Origin of the sequence: Rhodoferax saidenbachensis (genome assembly GCF_001955715.1) — a bacterium.
GTDB lineage: Bacteria > Pseudomonadota > Gammaproteobacteria > Burkholderiales > Burkholderiaceae_C > Allorhodoferax > Allorhodoferax saidenbachensis.
The window spans coordinates 3008689-3028958 of the sequence record NZ_CP019239.1; the positions used below are offsets into that span (position 1 = coordinate 3008689).

Below are 20270 nucleotides of genomic sequence, written 5' to 3' on the forward strand. Positions count from 1 at the left end.
ATCAGAACGGTGGCCGTGGCGCGGCCTTGACCGGCGCACCGGCGGTCTTGGTGCCAACGATCAACTCCGTGCCTTCCTTCAGCTCGCTGTTGGCCGCATTGGGCCCCAGCAGCAGTTCGGTCGTGCTGCCGTCGCTCACACCCAGACGCACATTGAGCGCTTTGGGTTTGCCGCTCGTGTCCAGCACATAGACGCGCCCACGCGTCACGGTGCGGCCAGCCGACTCGGCGGCCATAGCGGCGTAACGCGTCTTTTGCTCAGGCGTCAGCACATCGGCAATACGCAAGCGGATATCGGCCATGAGTTTGTCGCGCGCCTTGGGGCGCTCCTCGGCGCTCAGGTCGCGCAGTTGGCCAAACTTGGGCCGTGTCTCGACAAAGATAGCGTCCACACGCGCGGCCTGCTCGGTGTTGAGCTGCAGGTCGGCCACCAGGCGGTTGCGCATCTCATTGCCACCACCGGATTGCGCAGTGGCAACGGGCGCACTGGCGGCCACCGCAGGGGCAGAGGCCGCTGCAGCCGGTCCCACTGCAGGTGCCTCAGGCGGCTCCACGCCAGCAATCCGCATGCGCAGCGCCGCGTTGGGCACCTTGAGCACGCTTTCGCGCTGGTCGGTCACCACACGCACATTGGCCGTCATGCCGGGCAGCAGGCGCCCGCCCACGTTGGAGAAACCGATGATGGCCACATAGGTCACCACGTTGGCCACATTGGTCGCGGCCTTGCGCACCTGGCGAATCTCGCCCTCAAAAGTCTGACCCGGGAAAGCGTCCACCGTGAAACTGGCCTTCTGCCCATTGCGCAGGCGGCCCACGTCACTCTCGTCGATGCTGGCCTCCACCTGCATGTCCGACAGGTTTTGCGCAATCACAAACAGCTCCGGCGCCTGCAGGCTGCTAGCCACGGTCTGGCCGCGCTCGATGGCGCGTTTGATGACGATGCCGTTCACCGGCGAGGTGATGCGTGTGCGCGCCAGGTCAATGCGCGCCTGCGCCAGCGTGGACTGGCGCTGCGCCACATTGGCCTGGGCCGACTTCACCTGCGCCTGCGCCACACCCACCTGGGCTTCCACCGCCTTCAGCGCCTCGTTGCTGGTGTTGACCAGCGCCCGGGATTTGTCGGCCTCGCTCTGGGCGATGAACCCCTTGCCCACCAACATCAGGTTGCGTTCATGCGTGCGGCGGGCTTCGTCCAGGTCCACCTGGGCGCGCGACACCTGGGCCCCGCTGGCGACCAGATTGGCCTGGGCCGTCAGCACGGCGGCGCTGGCAGCGTCCACATCGGCCTGGGCCGAGCGCACGCGGTATTCAAACGTGTCGGGGTCAATCTGCGCCAGCAACTGACCGGCCTTGACCTCGGTGTTGAAGTCGACAAACAGATCACGGATCTGGCCGCTGACCTGCGTGCCCACCGACACCTGCGACACCGGGCTCACATTGCCGCTGGCCGCCACGCTGGCCTGCAGGCTGCCGCGTGCCAGCGGTGCGGTGCGGTACTGCACGGCATCGGCCGCATCGCGCTGGCTCCACCACCAGGCCCCGAGCGCCGCCACCACCAAAGCCACACCGGCGGCCATCACGTAATTTCTTTTCATGCCCCGATTCTAGAAACCCCGCATGACCCTCCTGTTTCACCGGTGTAAAGCGCCACCGTTCACGCCACCTGGCTGCATTTCGCACCGCGCCTCCTGCATTTGGTCGCAAAGTGCTGTCGCCGCCACCGCCCCACGGGCACAGTCCGCCTATCGCCGCACCGGAGCCACCCCATGCAACTCACACCCGTCATCGCCATCCACATGACCGCCGCCCTGGGCGCGCTCGTCGTCGGCCCAATCGCCCTGTGGGCGCGCAAGGGCAACACCCAGCGCCCCAAGCTGCACCGCGCGTTTGGTTACGCCTGGGTCACGCTGATGCTGATCACCGCCGTTTCAGCGCTGTTTATCCGTGACTTTGAAATGGTGAATATCGCCGGTTATTCCCCCATCCACCTGTTCATCCCCGTCGTGCTGTTCGGCCTGTTTGGTGCGTTCTGGTTCCTCGCCCGCAGCAACATCGCCGGCCACCGCAAGACCATGCGGGGCCTGTACTTCGGTGCCTGCATAGGGGCCGGTGCCTTCACGCTGCTGCCCGACCGCGCCCTGGGCCAACTGGTCTGGCACGACTGGCTGGCGCTGGTCTGATTGCTTCACCACCCGTCTTTCTCTTTCCAAGGAAAAAACATGATCACGCAAATCCTTCTTCACACCCCCGCCTGGGTATGGGGCCTGCTGGCCGTCCTGCTGGCACTGGGCTTCACGCAAACCCGCTCGGGCCTGGTGGGCCTGCCGCGCATCACCTTCATGCCGCTCGCGATGGTGGCGCTGTCCGCGTATGGCACGGTGTCGGCGTTTGGCGCCACGCCCGGCGTGCTGCTGGCCTGGCTGGTGGGTGCCGCCCTGCTGGCCACCTTCATCACACTGCGCCCACTGCCCGCGGGTACGCGTTTTGACACCGCCACGCAAAACCTCTTTGTGCCCGGCAGCTGGACCCCCATGGCGCTGATCCTGGGCATCTTTTGCACCAAGTACTTTGTGGGTGTGGACACCGCCCTGCACCCCGCGCTGCCGCATGACAGTGCCTTCACGCTGGGCTTTGCCGCGCTGTACGGCGCCTTCAGCGGCACCTTTGCCGCACGGGCCGCCCGCCTGCTGCGCCTGGCGCTGCTGGAACGCAACAACCTTTCCGCCACTCCTTTGACCGCCTAACCCCAGGAGCCCACCATGCACACCACCCTCAATGTCGACGAAGCCGAACAACTGGCCCGCAAACGCGCGGGCGCCAAACTGGGCTGGATCACCCACGCCACGGTCTACCTGCTGGTCAACGCCCTGGTGCTGCTGACGGGCTGGAGCGGCCACCACGGACACGGCTTTCCCATCCTGGGCTGGGGCCTGGCGCTGCTAATCCACGGCGCGGTGGTCTTCCTGGCCGCACCGGGCGACGCACTGCATGACCGCCTGCTGCAACGCGAGCGTGCCCGCCTGCAGGGCCGTCTGGACCCCTGGTAAGGGCTAGGGCCTGTTCACACCAATTTCCCGAGATGCGTTGCGGATCAAAAATGTCATGCGCAAGGCGCGAAACGCAGCCGGGGTATCCCCCCGGCAAGGCTTCGCAACGCCGCGCATGGCCTTTTTGGCCGCAACCCGTAGGGAACGGGGTGCAAACAGCGCCACTCGTTGTTGCACTCCTAGCCAAGACGGCCAGTCTTGGCGTCGTCCTGCGCCTAGATTGGCGCTGTTTTAACCACGTTCGCACTCGGGAAATTAGTATGAACAGGCCCTACCCCATGCGCCGTTTGCAACTCCCTGCCATCGCAACGCTGTGCCTGTGGGCCTGCCAAAGCTGGGCCGGCATGGGCCTGACGGAACTGCCCGCCATGGATACCGAAGGCCCCGTCACCTTGATGTACCCCAGCGCCGCCGCCCACCAGACCGTACAGCGCGGCCCCTACACCCTGCAGGCCGCGCCAGACGCTGCGCCCCAACGTGGCAATGGCCGCCTGATCGTGTTGTCGCACGGCTCCGGTGGTGCGCCCTGGGTGCATACCGCCCTGGCCCGGCACCTGGTGGAAGCGGGCTACACCGTGGCCTTTCCCGAGCATGTGGGCGACAACTGGCACGACACCCGCAACGTCGGCCCCGTGAGCTGGCAGCGCCGCCCGCTGGAGGTCTCCCATGCCATCGACGCCGTGGCGCAGGACCCGCGCTTTGCACCACTGCTGGATTTCACCCAGGTGGGCATGTGGGGCATGTCGGCCGGTGGCCACACCGCCCTCACGCTGGCAGGCGGCCGCTGGTCCAGCGCCCAGCTCCTGGCCCATTGCGAAACCCATCTGGCCGATGACTTTGCCACCTGTACCGGCGGCATCACGCGGCTGGACGGTGGACTGCTGGACGGCCTGAAAAAAGCCATTGCCCGGGTACTGATCCGCTGGCATCTGCGCGACACCCAGTGGCACCAGCACACCGACCCACGCATTCGCGCCGTGGTCGCCGGTGTGCCCTTTGCGGTGGACTTTGATCTCGCCAGCTTGACCCAACCGGTTGTGCCTCTGGGCCTGATACAAGCGCAGAGTGACGCTTGGCTGCTGCCCACTTTCCACAGTGGCCCGGTGATCGCGGCCTGCCGCAGTTGCGAAACCCTGGCTGACCTGCCACGGGCAGGCCACGGCGCGCTGCTGGAGCCGCTGCCGGTGAACCCACCCGGCTGGCTGGTGCCCCTGCTGGCCGATGCACCCGATTTCGACCGTGCCACGACCCTGGCCGATCTGTACCCGCGCGTCAGCGCGTTCTTCGATCGCCACCTACTTGCCACAGCGGCCAAGCCCTAGAATAAAACCACATGCACACCCCTCTGCCCCCCGAAGAAATCGAACGCCTCGCGCGCAAGCGTGCCGGTGCCAAACTGGGCTGGTACATCCACGCCACGGTGTATGTGCTGGTCAACCTGCTGATCTTCTCGATGTCGCACTACGCTTTTGGCACACGGCCCTGGTCGCTGGGTCCGCTGCTGGGCTGGGGCATGGGTCTGGTGCTGCACGGCGTGTCGGTCTTTGTGCTGGGCACCGGCAGCGGCATACGTGAACGCATGGTGCAGCGCGAACGCGAGCGCCTGGAGCGTGCGCAGCGCGGGCCCTGAGCAGCGCGGACCATAAGCCATGCGCATTGACTGGATCTCCAAGCTGCAGCACCTGCTGCAGGTGCTGGGCTTTTGCCTGGCGATAGCGGCCATCCAGGTGGCTTTTCTGCCGGACCGGCCCTATGGCCCACCTGCCACGTATTCCCTGTTCATCGGCCTGTTCACCTGGGCCATCATTGACTTGGGCCGCCACCTGTTTCCATCGGCACAAGAGACCGGCTGGCCCAACGGCCTCACCGGACTGGCATTGGTACTGGGCGGCATTGTGGTCGGGTACATGCTGGGCAATCTGGTAGCCGACTTGCTGTGCCGCACGTTTGACCTGTACCACGGCACGCCCAAGATGGACCGCGCCACCGAGCTGCGCAACAGCGTGCTAATCACCGGCATGGCCGGTGTGGTGGGCAGCTACTACTTCTACGCCCTCAACAAAAGCGCCTACCTGGAACGCAAGATGGCGGAAGCACGCCACCAGGCCTCGGAGTCGCGCCTCAAGCTGCTGGAAACGCAGCTCGAACCCCACATGCTGTTCAACACCCTGGCCAACCTGCGCGCGCTGATCGCCGTGGACCCGGCCCGTGCGCAGACCATGCTGGACCACATGATTGCTTACCTGCGCGCCACGCTCAGCGCCTCACGCACCGGCACCCACACGCTGGAGCAGGAGTTCGCCCGCCTGGCCGACTACCTGGCGCTCATGGCCATACGCATGGGTCCGCGCTTGCAGTACACGCTGGAGCTACCCGACACCCTGCAGGCCCTGCCCGTGCCGCCGCTGCTGCTGCAGCCGCTGGTGGAAAACAGCATCCGCCACGGGCTGGAGCCCAAGGTCGAGGGCGGCCGCATCACCGTGCGCGCCCAGAGCGACGGCACCACCGTCACGCTGGAGGTCGAAGACACCGGCCTGGGCCTGGGCGCCCCCGATCCCGATGGCAGCCGCTTTGGCCTGGCCCAGGTGCGCGAACGCCTGGCCACCGTCTACGGTGCGGCGGGTACTATCAATTTGGTAGCTGGTCACGCAGGCGGGGTGAGGGCTAGCATCACTTTTCCCTTGAAAACATGAGTGCACAAGCCCCCAGCGCCCTGATTGCCGAAGACGAGCCGCTGCTGGCCGCCGCGCTGCAGGCCGAGCTGGCGCGCGCCTGGCCCGAGCTGCGGATTGCCGCCACCGTGGGCGACGGCGCCTCTGCCGTACAGCAGGCGCTGGCGCTGCAGCCCGAGGTGCTGTTTTTTGACATTCGTATGCCCGGCATGACCGGCCTGGAAGCCGCCGCCGCGCTGGCCGACCAATGGCCCACCGAGGAGCGGCCCTTCCCCGCACTGGTGTTTGTCACCGCCTACGACCAGTACGCCGTGCAGGCGTTTGAGGCCCAGGCCATGGACTACCTGCTCAAGCCCGTGCAGCCCGCGCGCCTGGCAAAAACCGTGGCAAAACTGCAGCTAGCCCTTGCGCAGCCTGCGCAAGCAGCTATCAATTTAGAAGCAAATTTCGAGGCCACTCTCGGCCAACTGCGCGGCCTGCTGGCGCGCGGGCTGGATGGCGGCGCGCTTGCCGGGCCAGCCGCCGCACCGCTACAACACATCCAGGCCAACGTGGGCACCAGCATCCGTATGGTGCCGCTGGCCGAGGTGGTGTACCTGGAGGCGGCCGACAAATACGTGCGTGTGCTGACGGCGGCGCATGAGTACCTGATCCGCACCCCGCTCAAGGAATTACTACCCCAGCTCGACGCCCAGACCTTCTGGCAAATCCACCGCGGCACCGTCGTGCACAGCGCCTGCATCCACAGCGTGGAGCGCGACGAGGCCGGCAAGCTGAGCCTGAAGTTGCGCGGCCGACCGGAGACATTGCCCGTGAGCCGGCTTTACGCGCACCGCTTCAAGGCGATGTAGTTTCATCCGTTCGCCCTGAGCCTGTCGAAGGGCTTCGACAAGCTCAGCCCGAACGGAGATATTGGCTCAGGGCGAGCGGTGCCAGGCGCTCAGCCCGAGCGGTATGAGCGCACCCAGAATGGCGTTGGGAGTTCAGCCAGAACGGCGTTATTGGCCCGGTGTTGCCTTGGAACGGTGCGCGCACTACGATAGGGCACATCAGAACAACAGGAAGATCCCCCTATGACGATGCGTTACACGTCCGTTGCCAATGTGCTGCCCGAAAGCAAGATGCGCCTTTATCCCACCAAGGTGATCAACATCATTGGCGGGCCGGGTTGCGACAAGTCGTTGTTTTCGTCGGCCATCATCCTGTACCTCAACCTGCGCGGCAAAACCGTGGAGACCATCCCCGACTTCGCCAAGTCCCTGGTCTGGCAGCAGAACTTCCAGGTGCTCAAAAACCAGTATTTCATCGCCCAACAGCAGTACGAAATGCTCAACCTGCTGGACGGCCAGGTGCAGTTCCTCATCACCGAATGTTCGCTGCCCCAGGTGCTGTACTACAACGAAAACTACGAAGAGAACATCTGCGACGTGGCCAAGACCCGCACCCAGATCCTCGAGTGGTACAAGCAGCACAACAACATCAACATCATGGTCCAGCGCGGCGAGAAAAAGTACGTGCACACCGGCCGTTTCCAGAGCGAAGAACAGGCCAAAGAGATAGACCACGGCCTGCGTGCCATGCTGATCCACGAAGGCCTGCCCTTCACCAGCCTGGCCCCCACCATGGACGCCATCAACGAGTTTGCCGCTACGCTGATCGAATAGGCACCCTCCCGTTCCCGTTCCCGTTCCCGTTCCCGTTCCCGTTCGGGCTGAGCCTGTCGAAGCCCTGCGCCGCTTAGGACCCTTCGACAAGCTCAGGGCGAACGGGATTTTCAAACTAAGGGCGAACGGTCCGGTTTCTTTTCAAAAAAACAGTTTCTTTTCGAAACGGTTTTATTTCAAACGCGCGGCCGCAGCCCCTCAGGCACAAAGCGGGCCAGGCGCGCGTTGATGGCCGGCTCATGGCGCTGCCACCACACCCCCAGCGCCACCACGGCCAGACCCAATAGCGTGAGCGCAAATGGGAACAACAGGCTGTCTTCGAATACACGGTGTGACAGGTACCCCAGATAACCCGCCACGCCCAGCGCGCCAAAGATGGTGAACACACGCCGCCCGATGGCTGCGCCAAATAGCACCATCACGATGTTGATCAGCGCGTAGACAAACTTGCCAATCTCGCTACCCGAGTCGCGCCAGGAGAGTCCGCCCCAAAACATGATGGCGCCCAACACATAAAGCCAAAACGCAAAGTCCTGCCGCCATTCAGCCTCTTGCGCCCTGCGGCTGCGCATGTCCACCCACATGGCGATGCAACAGGTGGCAATGCCAAACACCAGCGACACGTCGCGGCTGAACTCCCAGTCAAAACCTTCCTGCTGCATCAGCCCGTTGGCCACGTCCATGCTCATGTACCAGATCGTCATGGCAATCGGCATCACCATGAATGGCAGGCGGTAGCGCCACAACATCACCACACCCGTGGCCAGCGTGGCGAACTCCAGCGTCATCCAGCGCCAGCTGATGATGGTGTGGTACGCGCGGTAGCTGTCACTGCCACCCGGTGGCCACAGGCCCAGCAGGTGCTGCACGCACCACACCGCCAGCGGCGACAAGATAACGGCCAGCGTGGCCAAAATGCCGGCCGGCACCAGCAGCCCGCGCGCTTTGAAATGGTCCGCCACCTTCAGGCACGCCACCAGATAGGCCAGCCCAATCAGCAGCAGCCCGGTGGGCCCCATGGCCTGGAAGCCCAGCGTCATGAACAGCGTCATCGCGCCTATGGCCACCAGCCCGCCAAAGTAATACAGCACGTTGACAAAGCCAAACTTCGGGCCGCTGGCCAGCGCGCCGGGCTGCGTGGGCACCGTGGCCTGGTGGTCCAGCACCACCCAGCGCTGCCACAGGCTCTGCGCCTGGGCGGGGGTGATCACGCCGTCGTGGGCGGCGTCCTGCAGGTCTTGCTGCCGCAGGGAAACAACCTGGGGCGCCGTGGGGGTGGGTAGTGGATTAGGCATTTACGTCTTTGCAGTCCTTTGCTCGCATATGTACCATAGCCAATACAAAAAGTGCATCCCCCATGGGAGCGTTGCCCGGGTTTTTCCAAATGACAGGTCGTTGGCAGGTTTTCATGTATTGCTGTGTTCCCAAGCCTCCCTGGTTCACCCATGCGGTGCGCTTTGTGTTGACTGCGGGCCTGTGCGCCCTGGCCCTGACGCCCGCCCCCGCCCGGGCCGAAAAATTCAACCTGGTCTATGCGCGCCAATACGCCGAGACCGACAGCCGGCTGGACTACCCCGTACGCCTGCTGGAGCTGGCCCTGAAAAAAGCCGGGGCGGACTACAACATCCAATCCGACGCACGCTCCATGTCGCAAGACGCATCGCTCAAACGCCTGGCCGAGGGCGGCAGCGTCAACGTGGTGTGGACCATGACCAGCAAGCAGCGCGAGCAAGAGCTGCTGCCCATCCGCATTCCGCTGGACAAGGGCCTGTTTGGCTACCGCATCGCCTTTGTGCGCCAGCAGGACCGCAACGCCCTGGCCAAGGTCAAGACACTGGCCGACATGCGCCGCTTTGCGGCTGGCCAGGGCCACGACTGGCCCGACACCCAGATCCTGCAGGGCAACGGCCTCAACGTCGTCACCGCCCCGGCCTTTGACGGCTTGTTCAACATGCTGCGCGCCGGGCGCTTTGACTATTTCCCCCGCTCCGTCCTGGAAATCTGGGACGAAGAAGAACAGGCCGGTGCCCAGCAACTGGTGGTGGACGACAAGATCGTGCTGCACTACCCCGCCGCCATCTACTACTTTGTGAACAAAAAAGACCGTGCACTGGCCAGCGCCCTGGAGCGCGGCCTGAACAAGGCCATTGCCGACGGCAGCTTTGACACCCTGTTTTACGAACGGTATGGCGAACCCATCAAGCGCGCCAACCTGCGCCAGCGCAGCGCCATCGCCCTGAAAAACCCGCTTTTGCCGCCCGAAACCCCGCTTTCGCGCAAAGCACTGTGGCTGGATATAAACGCCCTGCCTAAATAAACGCTGGTGGCGGCCTAAAATCATTGGATGAGCGCCAATACCCCAGCATCCCCCGCCAACGCCCCCGAAACACCCAAGATCAGCAACTTCCTGCGCCAGATCATCGAGTCCGATCTGGAAAAAGGCACCTACGCCCAGCGCAAATGGGCCGGCAGCCCCGGCGACGCCGCCCACCACGCGGCGGGCCAGCCAGACCCCGCCAAGATCCGCACCCGCTTTCCGCCCGAGCCCAATGGCTACCTGCACGTAGGCCACGCCAAGAGCATCTGCATCAACTTTGGCCTGGCGCGTGATTACGGCGGCGTCTGCCACCTGCGCTTTGACGACACCAACCCCGAGAAGGAAGACACGGAGTACGTCAACTCCATCATCGACGCGGTGAAGTGGCTGGGCTTTGACTGGAATGGTGCGCCCGATGCGGCCGCCTACCAGGCCAGCGACTACTTTGACTTCATGTACCGCGCGGCGGAATACTTGATCGAAGCCGGCTACGCCTATGTGGACGAACAAACCGTAGAGCAAATGCGCGTGAACCGTGGCGACTTTGGCAAGCCCGGTGTGGACAGCCCCTTCCGCAGCCGCACGCCCGCCGAAAACCTGGCGCGTTTTCGCGAGATGCGCGACGGCAAACACGAAGACGGATCGATGGTGCTGCGCGCCAAGATCGACATGGCCAGCCCCAACATCAACATGCGCGACCCGGCCATCTACCGCATCCGCCGCGCCACCCACCACAACACGGGCGACACCTGGTGCATCTACCCGATGTACACCTACGCCCACCCCATTGAAGACGCGCTGGAGCAGATCACCCACAGCCTGTGCACGCTGGAGTTTGAAGACCAGCGCCCGTTTTACGACTGGCTGCTGGAGCGATTGGCTGAAGGCGACCTGCTGGCTGCGCCCGCGCCGCGCCAGTATGAGTTTGCCCGCCTGAACCTCACCTATGTGATCACCAGCAAACGCAAGCTGGCGCAACTGGTGTACGACCACAAGGTGCAAGGCTGGGACGACCCGCGCATGCCCACCATCGTGGGCCTGCGCCGCCGTGGCTACACCCCCGCAGCGATCCAAATGTTTGCCGAGCGCATTGGCGTGACCAAGAGCGATAGCTGGATTGACTACTCCACGCTGGAAGGCTGCCTGCGCGAAGACCTGGAAGCCAAGGCCCACCGCGGCATGGCGGTCATCAACCCCGTCAAGCTGGTGCTGACCAACTGGGATGAGGTCATGGGCGCTGGCCACCTGGAGCCCTGCACCCAGCCCGCCCTGCCCCACCCGCCCGAAGGCGTTGAATCGCCAACCCGTCACTTCACTATCGGCAAAGAAGTGTGGATCGAACGCGAAGACTTTGAAGAAGTGCAACCGAAGGGCTACAAGCGTTTGTTCCCCGGCAATAAAGTGCGCCTGAAAGGCGGCTACGTGATCGAATGCACCGGCTGCACTAAGGATGCCAACGGCACCATCACCGAAGTGCTGGCCACCGTGGTGCCCGACACCAAGAGCGGCACACCGGGCAGCGACTTGGTGAAGGTGAAAGCCGCGATCACCTGGGTCGGCGTGGCCAACGGCGTCAACGCGGAAGTGCGCATGTACGACCGCCTGTTTTTGGACGCGCAGCCCGATGCGGGTGGCAAAGACTTTATCGAGAGCCTGAACCCCAACAGCCTGAAAGTCGTCACCGCGATTGTTGAGCCGTCATTAGCCAATGCGTTGCCGGACCAGAAGTTCCAGTTTGAACGGCATGGGTACTTTGTGGCGGATCGCGTGGATCACGTGCAAGGCAGCAAGCCGGTGTTTAACTTGGCGGTGGGGTTGAAGGATAGTTGGGGGAAGTAATCAAATAGCAGTCGCATATTTATGAACACACCCCAAGCCCATCCAACTATTCAACGTCTTTGCAAAGTAACTGCGGGATGAAAAGTACGATCACTCGCAGGAGCTCCCTCAAGGAGCCACTAGGCGATGCGCCGTTTCTCGGAGCTTCAATTGAGACCAATGAAGTAGTCCTGAACGGCGATGCGTTCGATCTTTTGCACGAACTCCAGCCAGCATCAGTCGACTTGATCATTACTAGCCCGCCATACTGGGGGCATCGCGAATATGGCATGAGCCACAACTGGGACTTTTTCAATGACATTGCAACTGTTCGGGAAATAGGGGCAGCAACTCCCGGTTATGAGTGGTACAGAGAAAAGGGGGGACTTCTAGGACTCGAACCGTACCCGGAATGGTATGTCGCTCATCTAGCCAGCATTTTCTCCCGTGCAAACAGATGCCTGAAGGCTGACGGCAATCTGTGGATCAATATTGGCGATACATATTTCGCACGCTGGAGCAGCATCCGCGATGGTGGACGACAAGGATTGGGCGACGATGATCGGAACCGCCGAAAGACGCCAATGGGAGGGGTTCGACAAGAAAAGCAGTTGCTACTAATTCCATCTCGTTTTGCTATCGCAATGCAGGAGCATGGGTGGATTCTGCGCAATGATGTGATATGGCATAAGCCTAACGCGACTCCCAGACCTGAAGGAGATCGTCTCAAGCTCGCACATGAGCATTTTTTCCATTTTGTGAAGAAACCAAAGGAAGGGCGGGCTACGTATTACTACAAGCCCGAATATGCGGAGCCGCGAAGCAATGACGTGGTGACTGTCAATGTCGCGCCAGGAGAAGATGGACATACAGCCACGTTTCCTCATGCACTCATTGAACCTCGCATCCTCACCTCATCACCGCCCGATGGTGTAGTACTGGATCCATTTTGCGGAACAGGCCGATCTCTTGAAGTCGCTAAACGTTTGGGACGAAAAGTGATTGGATTTGATGCGCAAATCAAATACGCAGACCTAACTCGAAACAAACTAGGAAGCCCAATGAACAAAAAACAAAAAGAAACTAAAGGCGACGTTAAAGGAAATTTCGTTAGCGAGTGGTTTGGCCAACGAATCTATCCACTGGTTCGCCTAGATATGGCTGCAGTTTCCGGAAAACGCGCGGGCACTTGCCAGTTCCTCACAAATATTCTAAAGACGAGTACTGATTGCGTAAAGAATGAGAACTCACAAGGAGTTTGCTCCATAAGTGCAACTAGCAACGGTCCTCGACAAGATTGGCTCGTATGCCCATATCGAGTCATCGATTCAGAAATTGTCAAACGCGGCTGCACGATGATTTTTGGGCTCAGTACAGACGTAAAACCAATCCCAGTTTCGCTGCTAAAACATGAAGGCGAGTTAGACAAATTTAAAAAATCCGTTGAATCCTCAGGTAGCGGATATCTTTTCTTTCAAGATAAGCTAGGCGGAGAAATTTCCATACTCTCCACTGAAAAATCACCTGAAATGGCTTTTGATGTCACGCTCGTCGAAATCAAATGCGTTGCAGGTGTGTTCCAAGTAGCTCGATATGGCATCTTGGAAATTCAAACAATGGACTTTCACGGCTCATACAAACACGCCGTAACAAACTTGCGTGATGCCTTACGTTTGCACGGGAAAGAATTTCCAGAGGCACTACAAGCAAAGCCAGAATGGGCAGGCAAACAAGTTGAGGGGCCAAACATTGCCAACGTGTTTAAGCGGACCTTCTACCAGATCATGCTCAAGTTCAAATTATCTGGTCGTGGTTCTGCAGCAGGAACTGTGCTCGCGCTACCTCGATCCGTTTGGGATAGTTGGCAGCCATTTTTAGGGGCCCCAACACTAGAGGATGAAAGCCCGGGAATCAAACGCTTCAAAATTCACGACAAAGACGCGAAACAGGAAATTCTGAATTCATTTATCTGCGTTTTTGATGTTGATGCGGCACAAAACAGTTCCAGCTCACCGATCAAAATTGATCACTTCATCAGAGTTTCGCCTGAGCAGCTCGCACACCATGCTTTTACTGAAGTTCCGAACCACATGTTGAATACGATTCAAAACAGCGATGCCGTGCTTTCAAGGATCAAGTCGAGACTGTTGGACTGGTGGCCCGATTTACCTAGTGATGACAGAAACAACAAAGTTGCTCGCAAAAGAATCGTCAAGTCGAAAAGTCAGCCAACTTAATTTATCGGATTGAGTGAACACCGCACGTCTTACACGGTCCGACGCAACTTGCAACCCCAACCCATCCTCCACTTCTGGTTCGAAGAGCTAACCGCCAAGCAGCACTTCGTCAAAGACGCCGCACTGGACGAAACCATTCGCGCGCGGTTTGGCGACACGCTGGAAGCGGCGGCGCGATGTGAACTGTTTGCGTGGCGCACAACGGCCGAAGGGCGGCTGGCGGAGATCATTGTGTTGGACCAGTTCTCGCGCAACGTGTACCGCGACACACCGCGCGCCTTTGCGCAGGACGCGCTGGCGCTGGTGTTGGCGCAGGAGCTGGTGGCAAGTACGCAGGACCGCAGCCTGCCTGAAGCGCAACGCGTGTTCGCCTACATGCCCTACATGCACAGCGAGTCCGCGCTGGTGCATACGCAGGCGGTGGCGCTGTTTACGCAGCTGGGCATACAAGACAACCTGAACTTCGAGCTGCTCCACAAAGCCATCGTCGACCGCTTCGGTCGTTACCCCCACCGCAACACCATCCTGGGCCGCACCTCCACCGCCGAAGAGCTGGCCTTCCTGAGCGAACCGGGGTCTTCGTTCTAGGTTTTGGCTTGTAGTTGCGACGCTTTTGTAGCGTCCCAGGTTCCATTTACCTGGGCCTCAGGCCTATTCTTCATACAAAGCCCTGTGGCAATCAACTGAAAATATGCCTGCACTTCAGCACTTTGCAATCCGCAGCCTTTTCCTCGTCGCGTGCGTGATCCTGGCCTCCTGCCAAAAGGCGGAGCTCCGGTACTCTGCCAGTCTGGATCGCGCCGCGTTGATGCTCTTAGCTTTTCCTACGTGGCAGGCAAATGGCCCTGGCTTGGTTCAGCAAGTTGACCTGTCTGCAACGGCCAATGACAAACACAACACGCAACCGCCTGCAACGCGTGCAGAGATCACGCCCATCTATGTGGTGCGGTTGGACGAAACGCACGCGGCTCTGCTGACCAACACCCGAGCCATTGCCGAAGACAACCAGCGCCCCTACACCTGCCACATGTGCCCTGGATTCGTGGGAGCCTATTTCTTTGAGCACGATGCCAATGGCTGGCGAATGACGGCCAGACAGGATGCGGCAACACAAAGCGGTGTGGAAGGCGACATCGGCACGACCAGCATCGCGAAGCTATCCGACGGCCACTACGCCTTGGCGTCCGAGTGGGGAAGCTGCTGGCAAGGCTACCCTCTTGTCGCGTGGCATTCCTCTGTCGGCCAACAATGATGGAGCCTATGGCGCCTGCAGCGCGCTAGATTCGCCGCCGACAGAGCCCGAAGACAAGCACGAATGCTTCGATGTCCGCGGCAAGTGGAAATTTCTGCAAGGTCGTTTGCTAGTCAACTTTGATGGACGCCTGAGCTTGATGAACGGAGCCAACGAACTGTTGCCAACAGAACAGGTTCACGAACAAGCCGTCTACGAGGTAGTTAAGGAATCGCTTGAGCTTGTAAAGGGCAAGAACCCAGTGCCAAATTTTTGAGGCTCCAGCGCAGGTACGACTTGATTTCGCTGGCGAATTGCGATCGGCCCTCCAGATTCAGACCTGTATCTGCTACGGATTTGGTAGCTTCTTGTGCATATTCCACGGGGGCTAGAGGCCAATTTGACACACAAACAGCCTACTCCGGCAAACTCGTAGCCATGCGCCCCTTCCAGACTGCATTGCCTATTCTGAAAATTCAGGTGGAGGCCTTGCCATTTGCGTGACGGAACCCATAAGACGGCACAAACTAAGCCAAGCAGCACTTCGTCAAAGGCGCCGCGCTGGACGAAACCATTCGCGCTCGGTTTGGCGACACGCTGGAAGCTGCGGCGCGGTGTGAGTTATTTGCGTGGCGCGCAACGGCCCAGGGGCGGCTGGTGGAGATCATCGTGTTGGACCAGTTCTCGCGCAACGTCTACCGCGACACGCCGCGCGCCTTTGCGCAGGACGCGCTGGCGCTGGTGTTGGCGCAAGAGCTGGTGGCCAGCGGGCAAGACCGCAGCCTGCCCAAAGCGCAGCGCGTGTTTGCCTACATGCCCTACATGCACAGCGAGTCCGCGCTGGTGCATACGCAGGCGGTGGCGTTGTTTACGCAATTGGGCATACAAGACAACCTGAACTTCGAGCTGCGCCACAAAGCCATCATCGACCGCTTCGGCCGTTACCCCCACCGCAACACCATCCTGGGCCGCACCTCCACCGCCGAAGAGCTGGCCTTCCTGAGCGAACCGGGGTCTTCGTTCTAGGTTTGCCCCTGCAGTTGCTACGCTTTTAGTAGCTGCTTGCGCACACCCTGATTGGGCTAGATGCCGATTTCATACCTAAATTGCCCTTTACGCCGATATTATTTAATTGTTTCTCAAAATTGACAAAATTGGCAATTTGCTCATAATGAGAAACAAATGTCTTCCAATTCACCCGCCATCAATGAAACCGGTACTGCCCAGCTGCAGGCCCTGGGTGCGCAGATACGCAGCCAGCGCAAGGCTTTACGCCTGAGTGCGACGGTAACGGCCGAGGCGGCGGGCCTGTCTCGGGTGACGCTACACCGCATCGAAAAGGGCGAACCGTCCGTCACCATGGGAGCATGGTGCGGTGTGATGGCAGCACTGGGTATGGCGCTGCAGGCACACAGCGGGGCGCAGGCCAATACGGCCGGACAAGCACCTGACCGCGCTGGCTGGATACCGGCGCGCGTGGCGCTGGCCGACTACCCGCAACTCCGCGCGCTGGCCTGGCAGGTGCACGGCACCGACACGCTCACCCCTATAGAGGCGTTGGACATATACGAACGCAATGCGCGCCACCTGGACTTGCAGGCCATGTCGGTCGATGAGCAGGCGCTGCTGCAGGCATTGCGTTTGGCCTTGTCGCGCAACCCAGGGAGCAGCGATGCAGTTTGAGCGCCCGCACCACCAGCGCATTGCCCATGTACTCGGCGCGCTGGATGCAGCCGTGCTGCGTGAGTATGGTTGTCTCTTTGGCGGTGGCACCTGCATTGCGCTGCGCTATGGCGAATACCGGGAGTCGGTGGACATTGACTTTCTGGTCTCTGACGCGGCAGGTTACCGGGAGCTACGGCAGTTGCTCACCGGCCCCGAGGGCTTGAAGGCCATCAGCCACGCGCACGCCGTGCCGCTGGTGGTGCTGCGGGAAATACGCGCAGATCAATACGGCATACGCACCCAGGTGCAGATGGATGGCCAGGCCATCAAGCTGGAGATCGTGCGCGAGGCGCGCATCACCCTGGAACCCCCACTAGACGACGATACGGTGTGTGGCGTGAGCACGTTGACACGACTGGACTTGGCCACCTCCAAGCTGCTGGCCAACTCGGACCGCCAGGCGGATGACGGCGTTTTCAGCCGCGATGCGATCGACCTGGCCATGATGCGCCTGCCCCTGCCCGCTTTGCGCGCTGCGCTCGCCAAAGCGGCAGAGGCCTATGGCCCGTCTGTAGCGCGCGATCTGGGCAAAGCCATTGACCGGCTGCAAAATCGCGCAGGTTGGCTGGAGCGCTGCATGCAAGCCATGGCCATGCAAATGCCCAAGGCGGTGCTATGGAAAAACGTACGGGCTCTGCGGCGTATCGCGTCTGCCCCCTGAACAAAGGCGTGCTGCTGGAGCCGCGCGTTCGCAAGAGCAATCCGGGCTAGGTGAGGGATAAGCCTGACTATTTCCAGAACTGCGCGTCCAGCACCAGGTCTTGCGTCACTTCCCGCTCGCCGGGGTTTGCTATGACCACGTGCAAGCGCGGCGCACCCTGGGCGGGGGTGGCCACTATCCACGAGGCCAAGGTGTATTCCTTGCCGCTGCGCCAGAGGCTGTTGTCGGGGCCATCGTGGTGGTCACGGGACAGGCTGCTGAATTGTTCTAGCGTGTAGGGCGCGGTGGACTGGCCCAGCAGGCTGTTGATGCGCTGGTAGCGCGTGCGGCTGCTGGCGCTTGTCTTTTGCGGGTAGGCCTTGGTCAGCTCCGGGTCCAGGTAGTGGTTGGTGTGGGTTGCGGTGCCGCTGTCGTTCACGCTGAGCGCGTATTTACCGTGCAGGCCCACCTCTACCGTCAGCACCTTGTTGCGGTCAGAGATCAGAAAGAAGTTGGCACGCGACTTGGAAAACACCTTGTCCGCATTGGCAATCAGCGCGTCCACGCTGTCGTAATCGGTCAGGATCTTGACCATCACGCCGTGCATGTCGGGCTGGTCTTCACGCACACTGCGCGGCAAGTTGCTGGACGCCGACACGATGGTCAGGCCTTTTTCATTGACACCGGCTTTGAGGCCCGGATCGCCATTGCCCTCGGCATACAGGCCGAAGTAGGCCCAGCCTTTTTTGGGACGCACTTTCCTCAACACCTGATGGTGGTCGGGCGCCCAATCGCGGTTCTTGGAGATCAGCGTGCCGCCGTCCGCAGCAGTACCCGCCGCACCCCACAGCGTGCATGCCAGCGCGGGCAAAGGGCTCAATGCGCAGATGAGTGCAGCGATCAGAGGTCTGGTGAACATGGAGGCTTGTCTTTTTGGGGCGCGCAGAGGGTGTCATGTGATTCTGCTCCGAATTCACCACGGTGTTGGTGGCTTGTAAAATTGCGCCCTTCGCCAGCCCCGACACAAGAACCCCATGCCCAAAACAAACCACAAACCCTTCGTGATCGGTGTCGCAGGGGGCAGTGGCAGTGGCAAATCGACGGTGACACGTGAGGTGCTGGCGTCCATCGGGTCGGAGATGGCGGCGGTGGTGTTTCAGGACGATTACTACCTGGACCAGTCCCACATGACGCCCGAGGACCGGCGCAAGACCAATTACGACCACCCGGATGCGTTTGACTGGCCACTGATGGCGCAGCATGTGCGGGCGCTGCGCAACGGCGAGGCGATTGAGATGCCCGTGTATGACTTTGCGGCGGACAACCGCTCCAGCAAGACCATCACCGTGAACCCCGCACCGGTGATCGTGGTGGAAGGCCTGTTTGCGCTGTACGACGCCAAGTTGCGCAGCATGATGTCGCTAAAGATCTATGTGGACACAGCATCCGACGTGCGCTTTATCCGCCGCCTGCAGCGCGACATGGCCGAGCGCGGGCGCAGTGCCGAGAGCGTGATCAACCAGTACCTGGAGACGGTGCGCCCCATGCACAAGCAGTTCATCGAACCGACCAAACGCAACGCCGATGTGATCTTGCCGCACGGCGCCAACGGGCCGGCGGTGGACATCATCACCACCAAGGTGCAAACCCTGGTGCGCGATTTGAACCGCAGCTAAAACACCGACAAGGCACGCCCCATGGCCGAACCCCTGGTTACGCAATACGGCCCCGATGTGCCCAAAGCGATTGCCCGCATGGTGGCGGCGGTGCACAAGCGTTTTCCGGTGGATGCGTTTCTGCACGACGCGCTGACCGGCTACGACGCGCTGGCGCTGATGCCGCGTGGCAAACACATTGCACGGGCCCTGCAGCGGCATTTGCCGCAGGACTATGCGCAGGCGCTGCCTATCTTGCTGGCATCGGCCGAACGCCCGCACGGGCGTGACCCGGGTTTGTCGCTGGGGTCATTTTTGTACCTGCCGCACACGGCGTTTGTGGCGGAGTTTGGGCTGGGGCATTTTGAGTTGTCCATGCAGGCACAGCACGCGCTCACGCAGCGCTTTACCGCCGAATTCAGCATCCGCCCGTTTCTGCAGAAACACCCCGAGGCCACGCTGGCGCAGCTGATGGAATGGACACGTGACCCGAGCGAACATGTGCGCCGCCTGGTGTCCGAGGGCACGCGGCCGCGGCTGCCCTGGGCGTCACGCCTGCCCGCCTTCCAGCGCGACCCGACGCCAGTGTTGGCCTTGCTGGAGCGCTTGAAGGACGACCCGGAACTGTATGTGCGCCGATCGGTGGCCAACAACCTCAACGACATTGGCAAGGACCACCCTGCCCTGCTGGCCAACACAGCCAAGGCCTGGCTGCGCAAAGCCACGCCCGAGCGCCGCTGGATCGTGCAGCACGCGCTGCGCTCCGCGGTGAAGCGCGGCGAGGCCGGTGCGCTGGCGGCGCTGGGCTTTGGTGGGGCTGCCGACGTGGCGATATGCCAGCACAGCATCACGCCCCAGCGCGCGGTGATCGGCGGCACGCTGGCGGTAGCCTTTGATGTGACCAACAGCACGGCCCAACCCCAGCGCGTGCTGGTGGACTTTGCGGTGCACTACGTCAAGGCCAATGGCCAGGCGCGGGCCAAGGTATTCAAGCTCAAGACGCTGGACCTGGCCGCGCACGAAACCCAACGCGTGGGCAAGCAGATATCGCTGGCCGAGATGACCACGCGCAAACACTACCCCGGCGTACACCAGGTAGAAGCCATCCTCAACGGCCGCGCGCAGCCGCTGGGAAGTTTTAAGTTGGCGGCACGCTGACGCCACGCGCCGCACTGGCGCAATGAATTTGCTATTTTTTTAATAGCTTGTCGCGCAATATCCGCGGGGGCTAGAGGCCAATTTCACTCGTAATGGGCGCGCTACCC

The 20270-nt window shown here is 61.4% G+C and carries 21 protein-coding genes and 1 pseudogene; 19 read left to right on the forward strand and 3 right to left on the reverse strand.

The window, feature by feature from the left end:
* Position 1: 1 nt before the first annotated feature.
* A complete protein-coding gene (locus tag RS694_RS14265) occupies positions 2–1594 on the reverse strand; it encodes an efflux RND transporter periplasmic adaptor subunit (RefSeq protein ID WP_076069740.1) in 1593 nt (530 codons plus the stop codon).
* Between the two features lie 171 nt (positions 1595–1765).
* On the opposite strand from RS694_RS14265, the gene RS694_RS14270 reads away from it, so the two are divergent.
* The 8 genes from RS694_RS14270 (at position 1766) to RS694_RS14305 (ending at position 7382) form a co-directional block, all read left to right on the forward strand.
* A complete protein-coding gene (locus tag RS694_RS14270) occupies positions 1766–2179 on the forward strand; it encodes a DUF2306 domain-containing protein (RefSeq protein WP_029709760.1) in 414 nt (137 codons plus the stop codon).
* Positions 2180–2218: 39 nt separating this feature from the next.
* Positions 2219–2743: a DUF6622 family protein gene (locus RS694_RS14275; RefSeq protein ID WP_029709759.1), complete on the forward strand. Its 525-nt coding sequence runs from the start codon at positions 2219–2221 to the stop codon at positions 2741–2743.
* A 15-nt stretch (positions 2744–2758) separates the two neighbouring features.
* On the forward strand, positions 2759–3046 hold the full coding sequence (locus RS694_RS14280; RefSeq protein ID WP_029709758.1) for a 2TM domain-containing protein: 288 nt from the start codon (positions 2759–2761) through the stop codon (positions 3044–3046).
* Positions 3047–3306: 260 nt separating this feature from the next.
* Positions 3307–4368 carry an alpha/beta hydrolase family protein gene (locus RS694_RS14285; RefSeq protein WP_244898402.1) on the forward strand — a complete coding sequence of 354 codons (1062 nt, stop codon included), beginning with the start codon at positions 3307–3309 and terminating at the stop codon, positions 4366–4368.
* A gap of 11 nt (positions 4369–4379) precedes the next feature.
* Complete coding sequence (locus tag RS694_RS14290; protein WP_029709756.1) at positions 4380–4676, forward strand: 2TM domain-containing protein; 297 nt, start codon at positions 4380–4382, stop codon at positions 4674–4676.
* 19 nt (positions 4677–4695) lie between these two features.
* Entirely contained in the window at positions 4696–5739 is a 1044-nt protein-coding gene (locus RS694_RS14295; RefSeq protein WP_076069743.1) for a sensor histidine kinase, read from the forward strand.
* On the forward strand, positions 5736–6569 hold the full coding sequence (locus RS694_RS14300) for a LytR/AlgR family response regulator transcription factor (protein ID WP_029709754.1): 834 nt from the start codon (positions 5736–5738) through the stop codon (positions 6567–6569). The genes RS694_RS14295 and RS694_RS14300 overlap by 4 nt, the downstream gene beginning before the upstream one ends.
* Positions 6570–6791: 222 nt before the next feature.
* Positions 6792–7382, forward strand: coding sequence for a hypothetical protein (locus tag RS694_RS14305; RefSeq protein ID WP_029709753.1), 591 nt, complete (start codon positions 6792–6794; stop codon positions 7380–7382).
* A gap of 176 nt (positions 7383–7558) precedes the next feature.
* Here RS694_RS14305 and RS694_RS14310 read toward each other — a convergent pair whose 3' ends face one another.
* On the reverse strand, positions 7559–8677 hold the full coding sequence (locus RS694_RS14310; RefSeq protein WP_051392184.1) for a hypothetical protein: 1119 nt from the start codon (positions 8675–8677) through the stop codon (positions 7559–7561).
* Between the two features lie 89 nt (positions 8678–8766).
* Between RS694_RS14310 and RS694_RS14315 the strand changes: the two genes are divergently transcribed.
* From RS694_RS14315 to RS694_RS14350, 9 genes and pseudogenes are all read left to right on the forward strand, one after another.
* Positions 8767–9699 carry a substrate-binding periplasmic protein gene (locus RS694_RS14315; RefSeq protein ID WP_161631580.1) on the forward strand — a complete coding sequence of 311 codons (933 nt, stop codon included), beginning with the start codon at positions 8767–8769 and terminating at the stop codon, positions 9697–9699.
* 27 nt (positions 9700–9726) lie between these two features.
* The gene (locus RS694_RS14320) at positions 9727–11538 is read left to right on the forward strand and encodes a glutamine--tRNA ligase/YqeY domain fusion protein (protein WP_076069746.1); all 1812 of its coding nucleotides are present in this window, start codon (positions 9727–9729) and stop codon (positions 11536–11538) included.
* Between the two features lie 77 nt (positions 11539–11615).
* Positions 11616–13754, forward strand: a complete 2139-nt coding sequence (locus RS694_RS14325) for a DNA methyltransferase (protein ID WP_076069748.1) — start codon at positions 11616–11618, stop codon at positions 13752–13754.
* 48 nt (positions 13755–13802) lie between these two features.
* Positions 13803–14342: a DUF924 family protein gene (locus tag RS694_RS14330; RefSeq protein ID WP_029709051.1), complete on the forward strand. Its 540-nt coding sequence runs from the start codon at positions 13803–13805 to the stop codon at positions 14340–14342.
* Between the two features lie 103 nt (positions 14343–14445).
* Positions 14446–15006, forward strand: coding sequence for a hypothetical protein (locus RS694_RS14335; protein ID WP_029709053.1), 561 nt, complete (start codon positions 14446–14448; stop codon positions 15004–15006).
* The gene (locus RS694_RS20525) at positions 14972–15262 is read left to right on the forward strand and encodes a hypothetical protein (RefSeq protein WP_152528879.1); all 291 of its coding nucleotides are present in this window, start codon (positions 14972–14974) and stop codon (positions 15260–15262) included. The genes RS694_RS14335 and RS694_RS20525 overlap by 35 nt, the downstream gene beginning before the upstream one ends.
* Before the next feature lie 257 nt (positions 15263–15519).
* A pseudogene (locus RS694_RS14340) lies at positions 15520–16011 on the forward strand (DUF924 family protein); the annotation flags it as partial.
* A gap of 156 nt (positions 16012–16167) precedes the next feature.
* Positions 16168–16668 carry a helix-turn-helix domain-containing protein gene (locus RS694_RS14345; protein ID WP_029709055.1) on the forward strand — a complete coding sequence of 167 codons (501 nt, stop codon included), beginning with the start codon at positions 16168–16170 and terminating at the stop codon, positions 16666–16668.
* Positions 16658–17371 (forward strand): nucleotidyl transferase AbiEii/AbiGii toxin family protein, encoded by a 714-nt coding sequence (locus RS694_RS14350; protein WP_029709056.1) that lies wholly within the window; start codon positions 16658–16660, stop codon positions 17369–17371. The genes RS694_RS14345 and RS694_RS14350 overlap by 11 nt, the downstream gene beginning before the upstream one ends.
* Positions 17372–17438: 67 nt before the next feature.
* Here RS694_RS14350 and RS694_RS14355 read toward each other — a convergent pair whose 3' ends face one another.
* Positions 17439–18269 (reverse strand): carcinine hydrolase/isopenicillin-N N-acyltransferase family protein, encoded by an 831-nt coding sequence (locus tag RS694_RS14355; RefSeq protein ID WP_029709057.1) that lies wholly within the window; start codon positions 18267–18269, stop codon positions 17439–17441.
* 115 nt (positions 18270–18384) lie between these two features.
* Here RS694_RS14355 and udk point away from each other — a divergent pair, with 115 nt between their 5' ends.
* On the forward strand, positions 18385–19026 hold the full coding sequence (udk, locus tag RS694_RS14360; RefSeq protein WP_029709058.1) for a uridine kinase: 642 nt from the start codon (positions 18385–18387) through the stop codon (positions 19024–19026).
* Positions 19027–19047: 21 nt separating this feature from the next.
* Positions 19048–20163, forward strand: a complete 1116-nt coding sequence (locus RS694_RS14365; RefSeq protein ID WP_029709059.1) for a DNA alkylation repair protein — start codon at positions 19048–19050, stop codon at positions 20161–20163.
* Positions 20164–20270: the final 107 nt, after the last annotated feature.

What these genes read in the sequence shown, in the direction of transcription:
- RS694_RS14300 (WP_029709754.1), top strand. Translation starts at nt 5,736, where the DNA reads ATGAGTGCACAAGCCCCCAGCGCCCTGATTGCCGAAGACGAGCCGCTG.
- RS694_RS14280 (WP_029709758.1), top strand. Translation starts at nt 2,759, where the DNA reads ATGCACACCACCCTCAATGTCGACGAAGCCGAACAACTGGCCCGCAAA.
- RS694_RS14285 (WP_244898402.1), top strand. Translation starts at nt 3,307, where the DNA reads ATGAACAGGCCCTACCCCATGCGCCGTTTGCAACTCCCTGCCATCGCA.
- RS694_RS14275 (WP_029709759.1), top strand. Translation starts at nt 2,219, where the DNA reads ATGATCACGCAAATCCTTCTTCACACCCCCGCCTGGGTATGGGGCCTG.
- RS694_RS14295 (WP_076069743.1), top strand. Translation starts at nt 4,696, where the DNA reads ATGCGCATTGACTGGATCTCCAAGCTGCAGCACCTGCTGCAGGTGCTG.
- RS694_RS14345 (WP_029709055.1), top strand. Translation starts at nt 16,168, where the DNA reads ATGTCTTCCAATTCACCCGCCATCAATGAAACCGGTACTGCCCAGCTG.
- RS694_RS14310 (WP_051392184.1), bottom strand. Translation starts at nt 8,677, where the DNA reads ATGCCTAATCCACTACCCACCCCCACGGCGCCCCAGGTTGTTTCCCTG.
- RS694_RS14355 (WP_029709057.1), bottom strand. Translation starts at nt 18,269, where the DNA reads ATGTTCACCAGACCTCTGATCGCTGCACTCATCTGCGCATTGAGCCCT.
- RS694_RS14265 (WP_076069740.1), bottom strand. Translation starts at nt 1,594, where the DNA reads ATGAAAAGAAATTACGTGATGGCCGCCGGTGTGGCTTTGGTGGTGGCG.
- RS694_RS14350 (WP_029709056.1), top strand. Translation starts at nt 16,658, where the DNA reads ATGCAGTTTGAGCGCCCGCACCACCAGCGCATTGCCCATGTACTCGGC.
- RS694_RS14335 (WP_029709053.1), top strand. Translation starts at nt 14,446, where the DNA reads ATGCCTGCACTTCAGCACTTTGCAATCCGCAGCCTTTTCCTCGTCGCG.
- RS694_RS14365 (WP_029709059.1), top strand. Translation starts at nt 19,048, where the DNA reads ATGGCCGAACCCCTGGTTACGCAATACGGCCCCGATGTGCCCAAAGCG.
- RS694_RS14325 (WP_076069748.1), top strand. Translation starts at nt 11,616, where the DNA reads ATGAAAAGTACGATCACTCGCAGGAGCTCCCTCAAGGAGCCACTAGGC.
- RS694_RS14290 (WP_029709756.1), top strand. Translation starts at nt 4,380, where the DNA reads ATGCACACCCCTCTGCCCCCCGAAGAAATCGAACGCCTCGCGCGCAAG.
- udk (WP_029709058.1), top strand. Translation starts at nt 18,385, where the DNA reads ATGCCCAAAACAAACCACAAACCCTTCGTGATCGGTGTCGCAGGGGGC.
- RS694_RS14320 (WP_076069746.1), top strand. Translation starts at nt 9,727, where the DNA reads ATGAGCGCCAATACCCCAGCATCCCCCGCCAACGCCCCCGAAACACCC.
- RS694_RS14270 (WP_029709760.1), top strand. Translation starts at nt 1,766, where the DNA reads ATGCAACTCACACCCGTCATCGCCATCCACATGACCGCCGCCCTGGGC.
- RS694_RS14305 (WP_029709753.1), top strand. Translation starts at nt 6,792, where the DNA reads ATGACGATGCGTTACACGTCCGTTGCCAATGTGCTGCCCGAAAGCAAG.
- RS694_RS14315 (WP_161631580.1), top strand. Translation starts at nt 8,767, where the DNA reads ATGACAGGTCGTTGGCAGGTTTTCATGTATTGCTGTGTTCCCAAGCCT.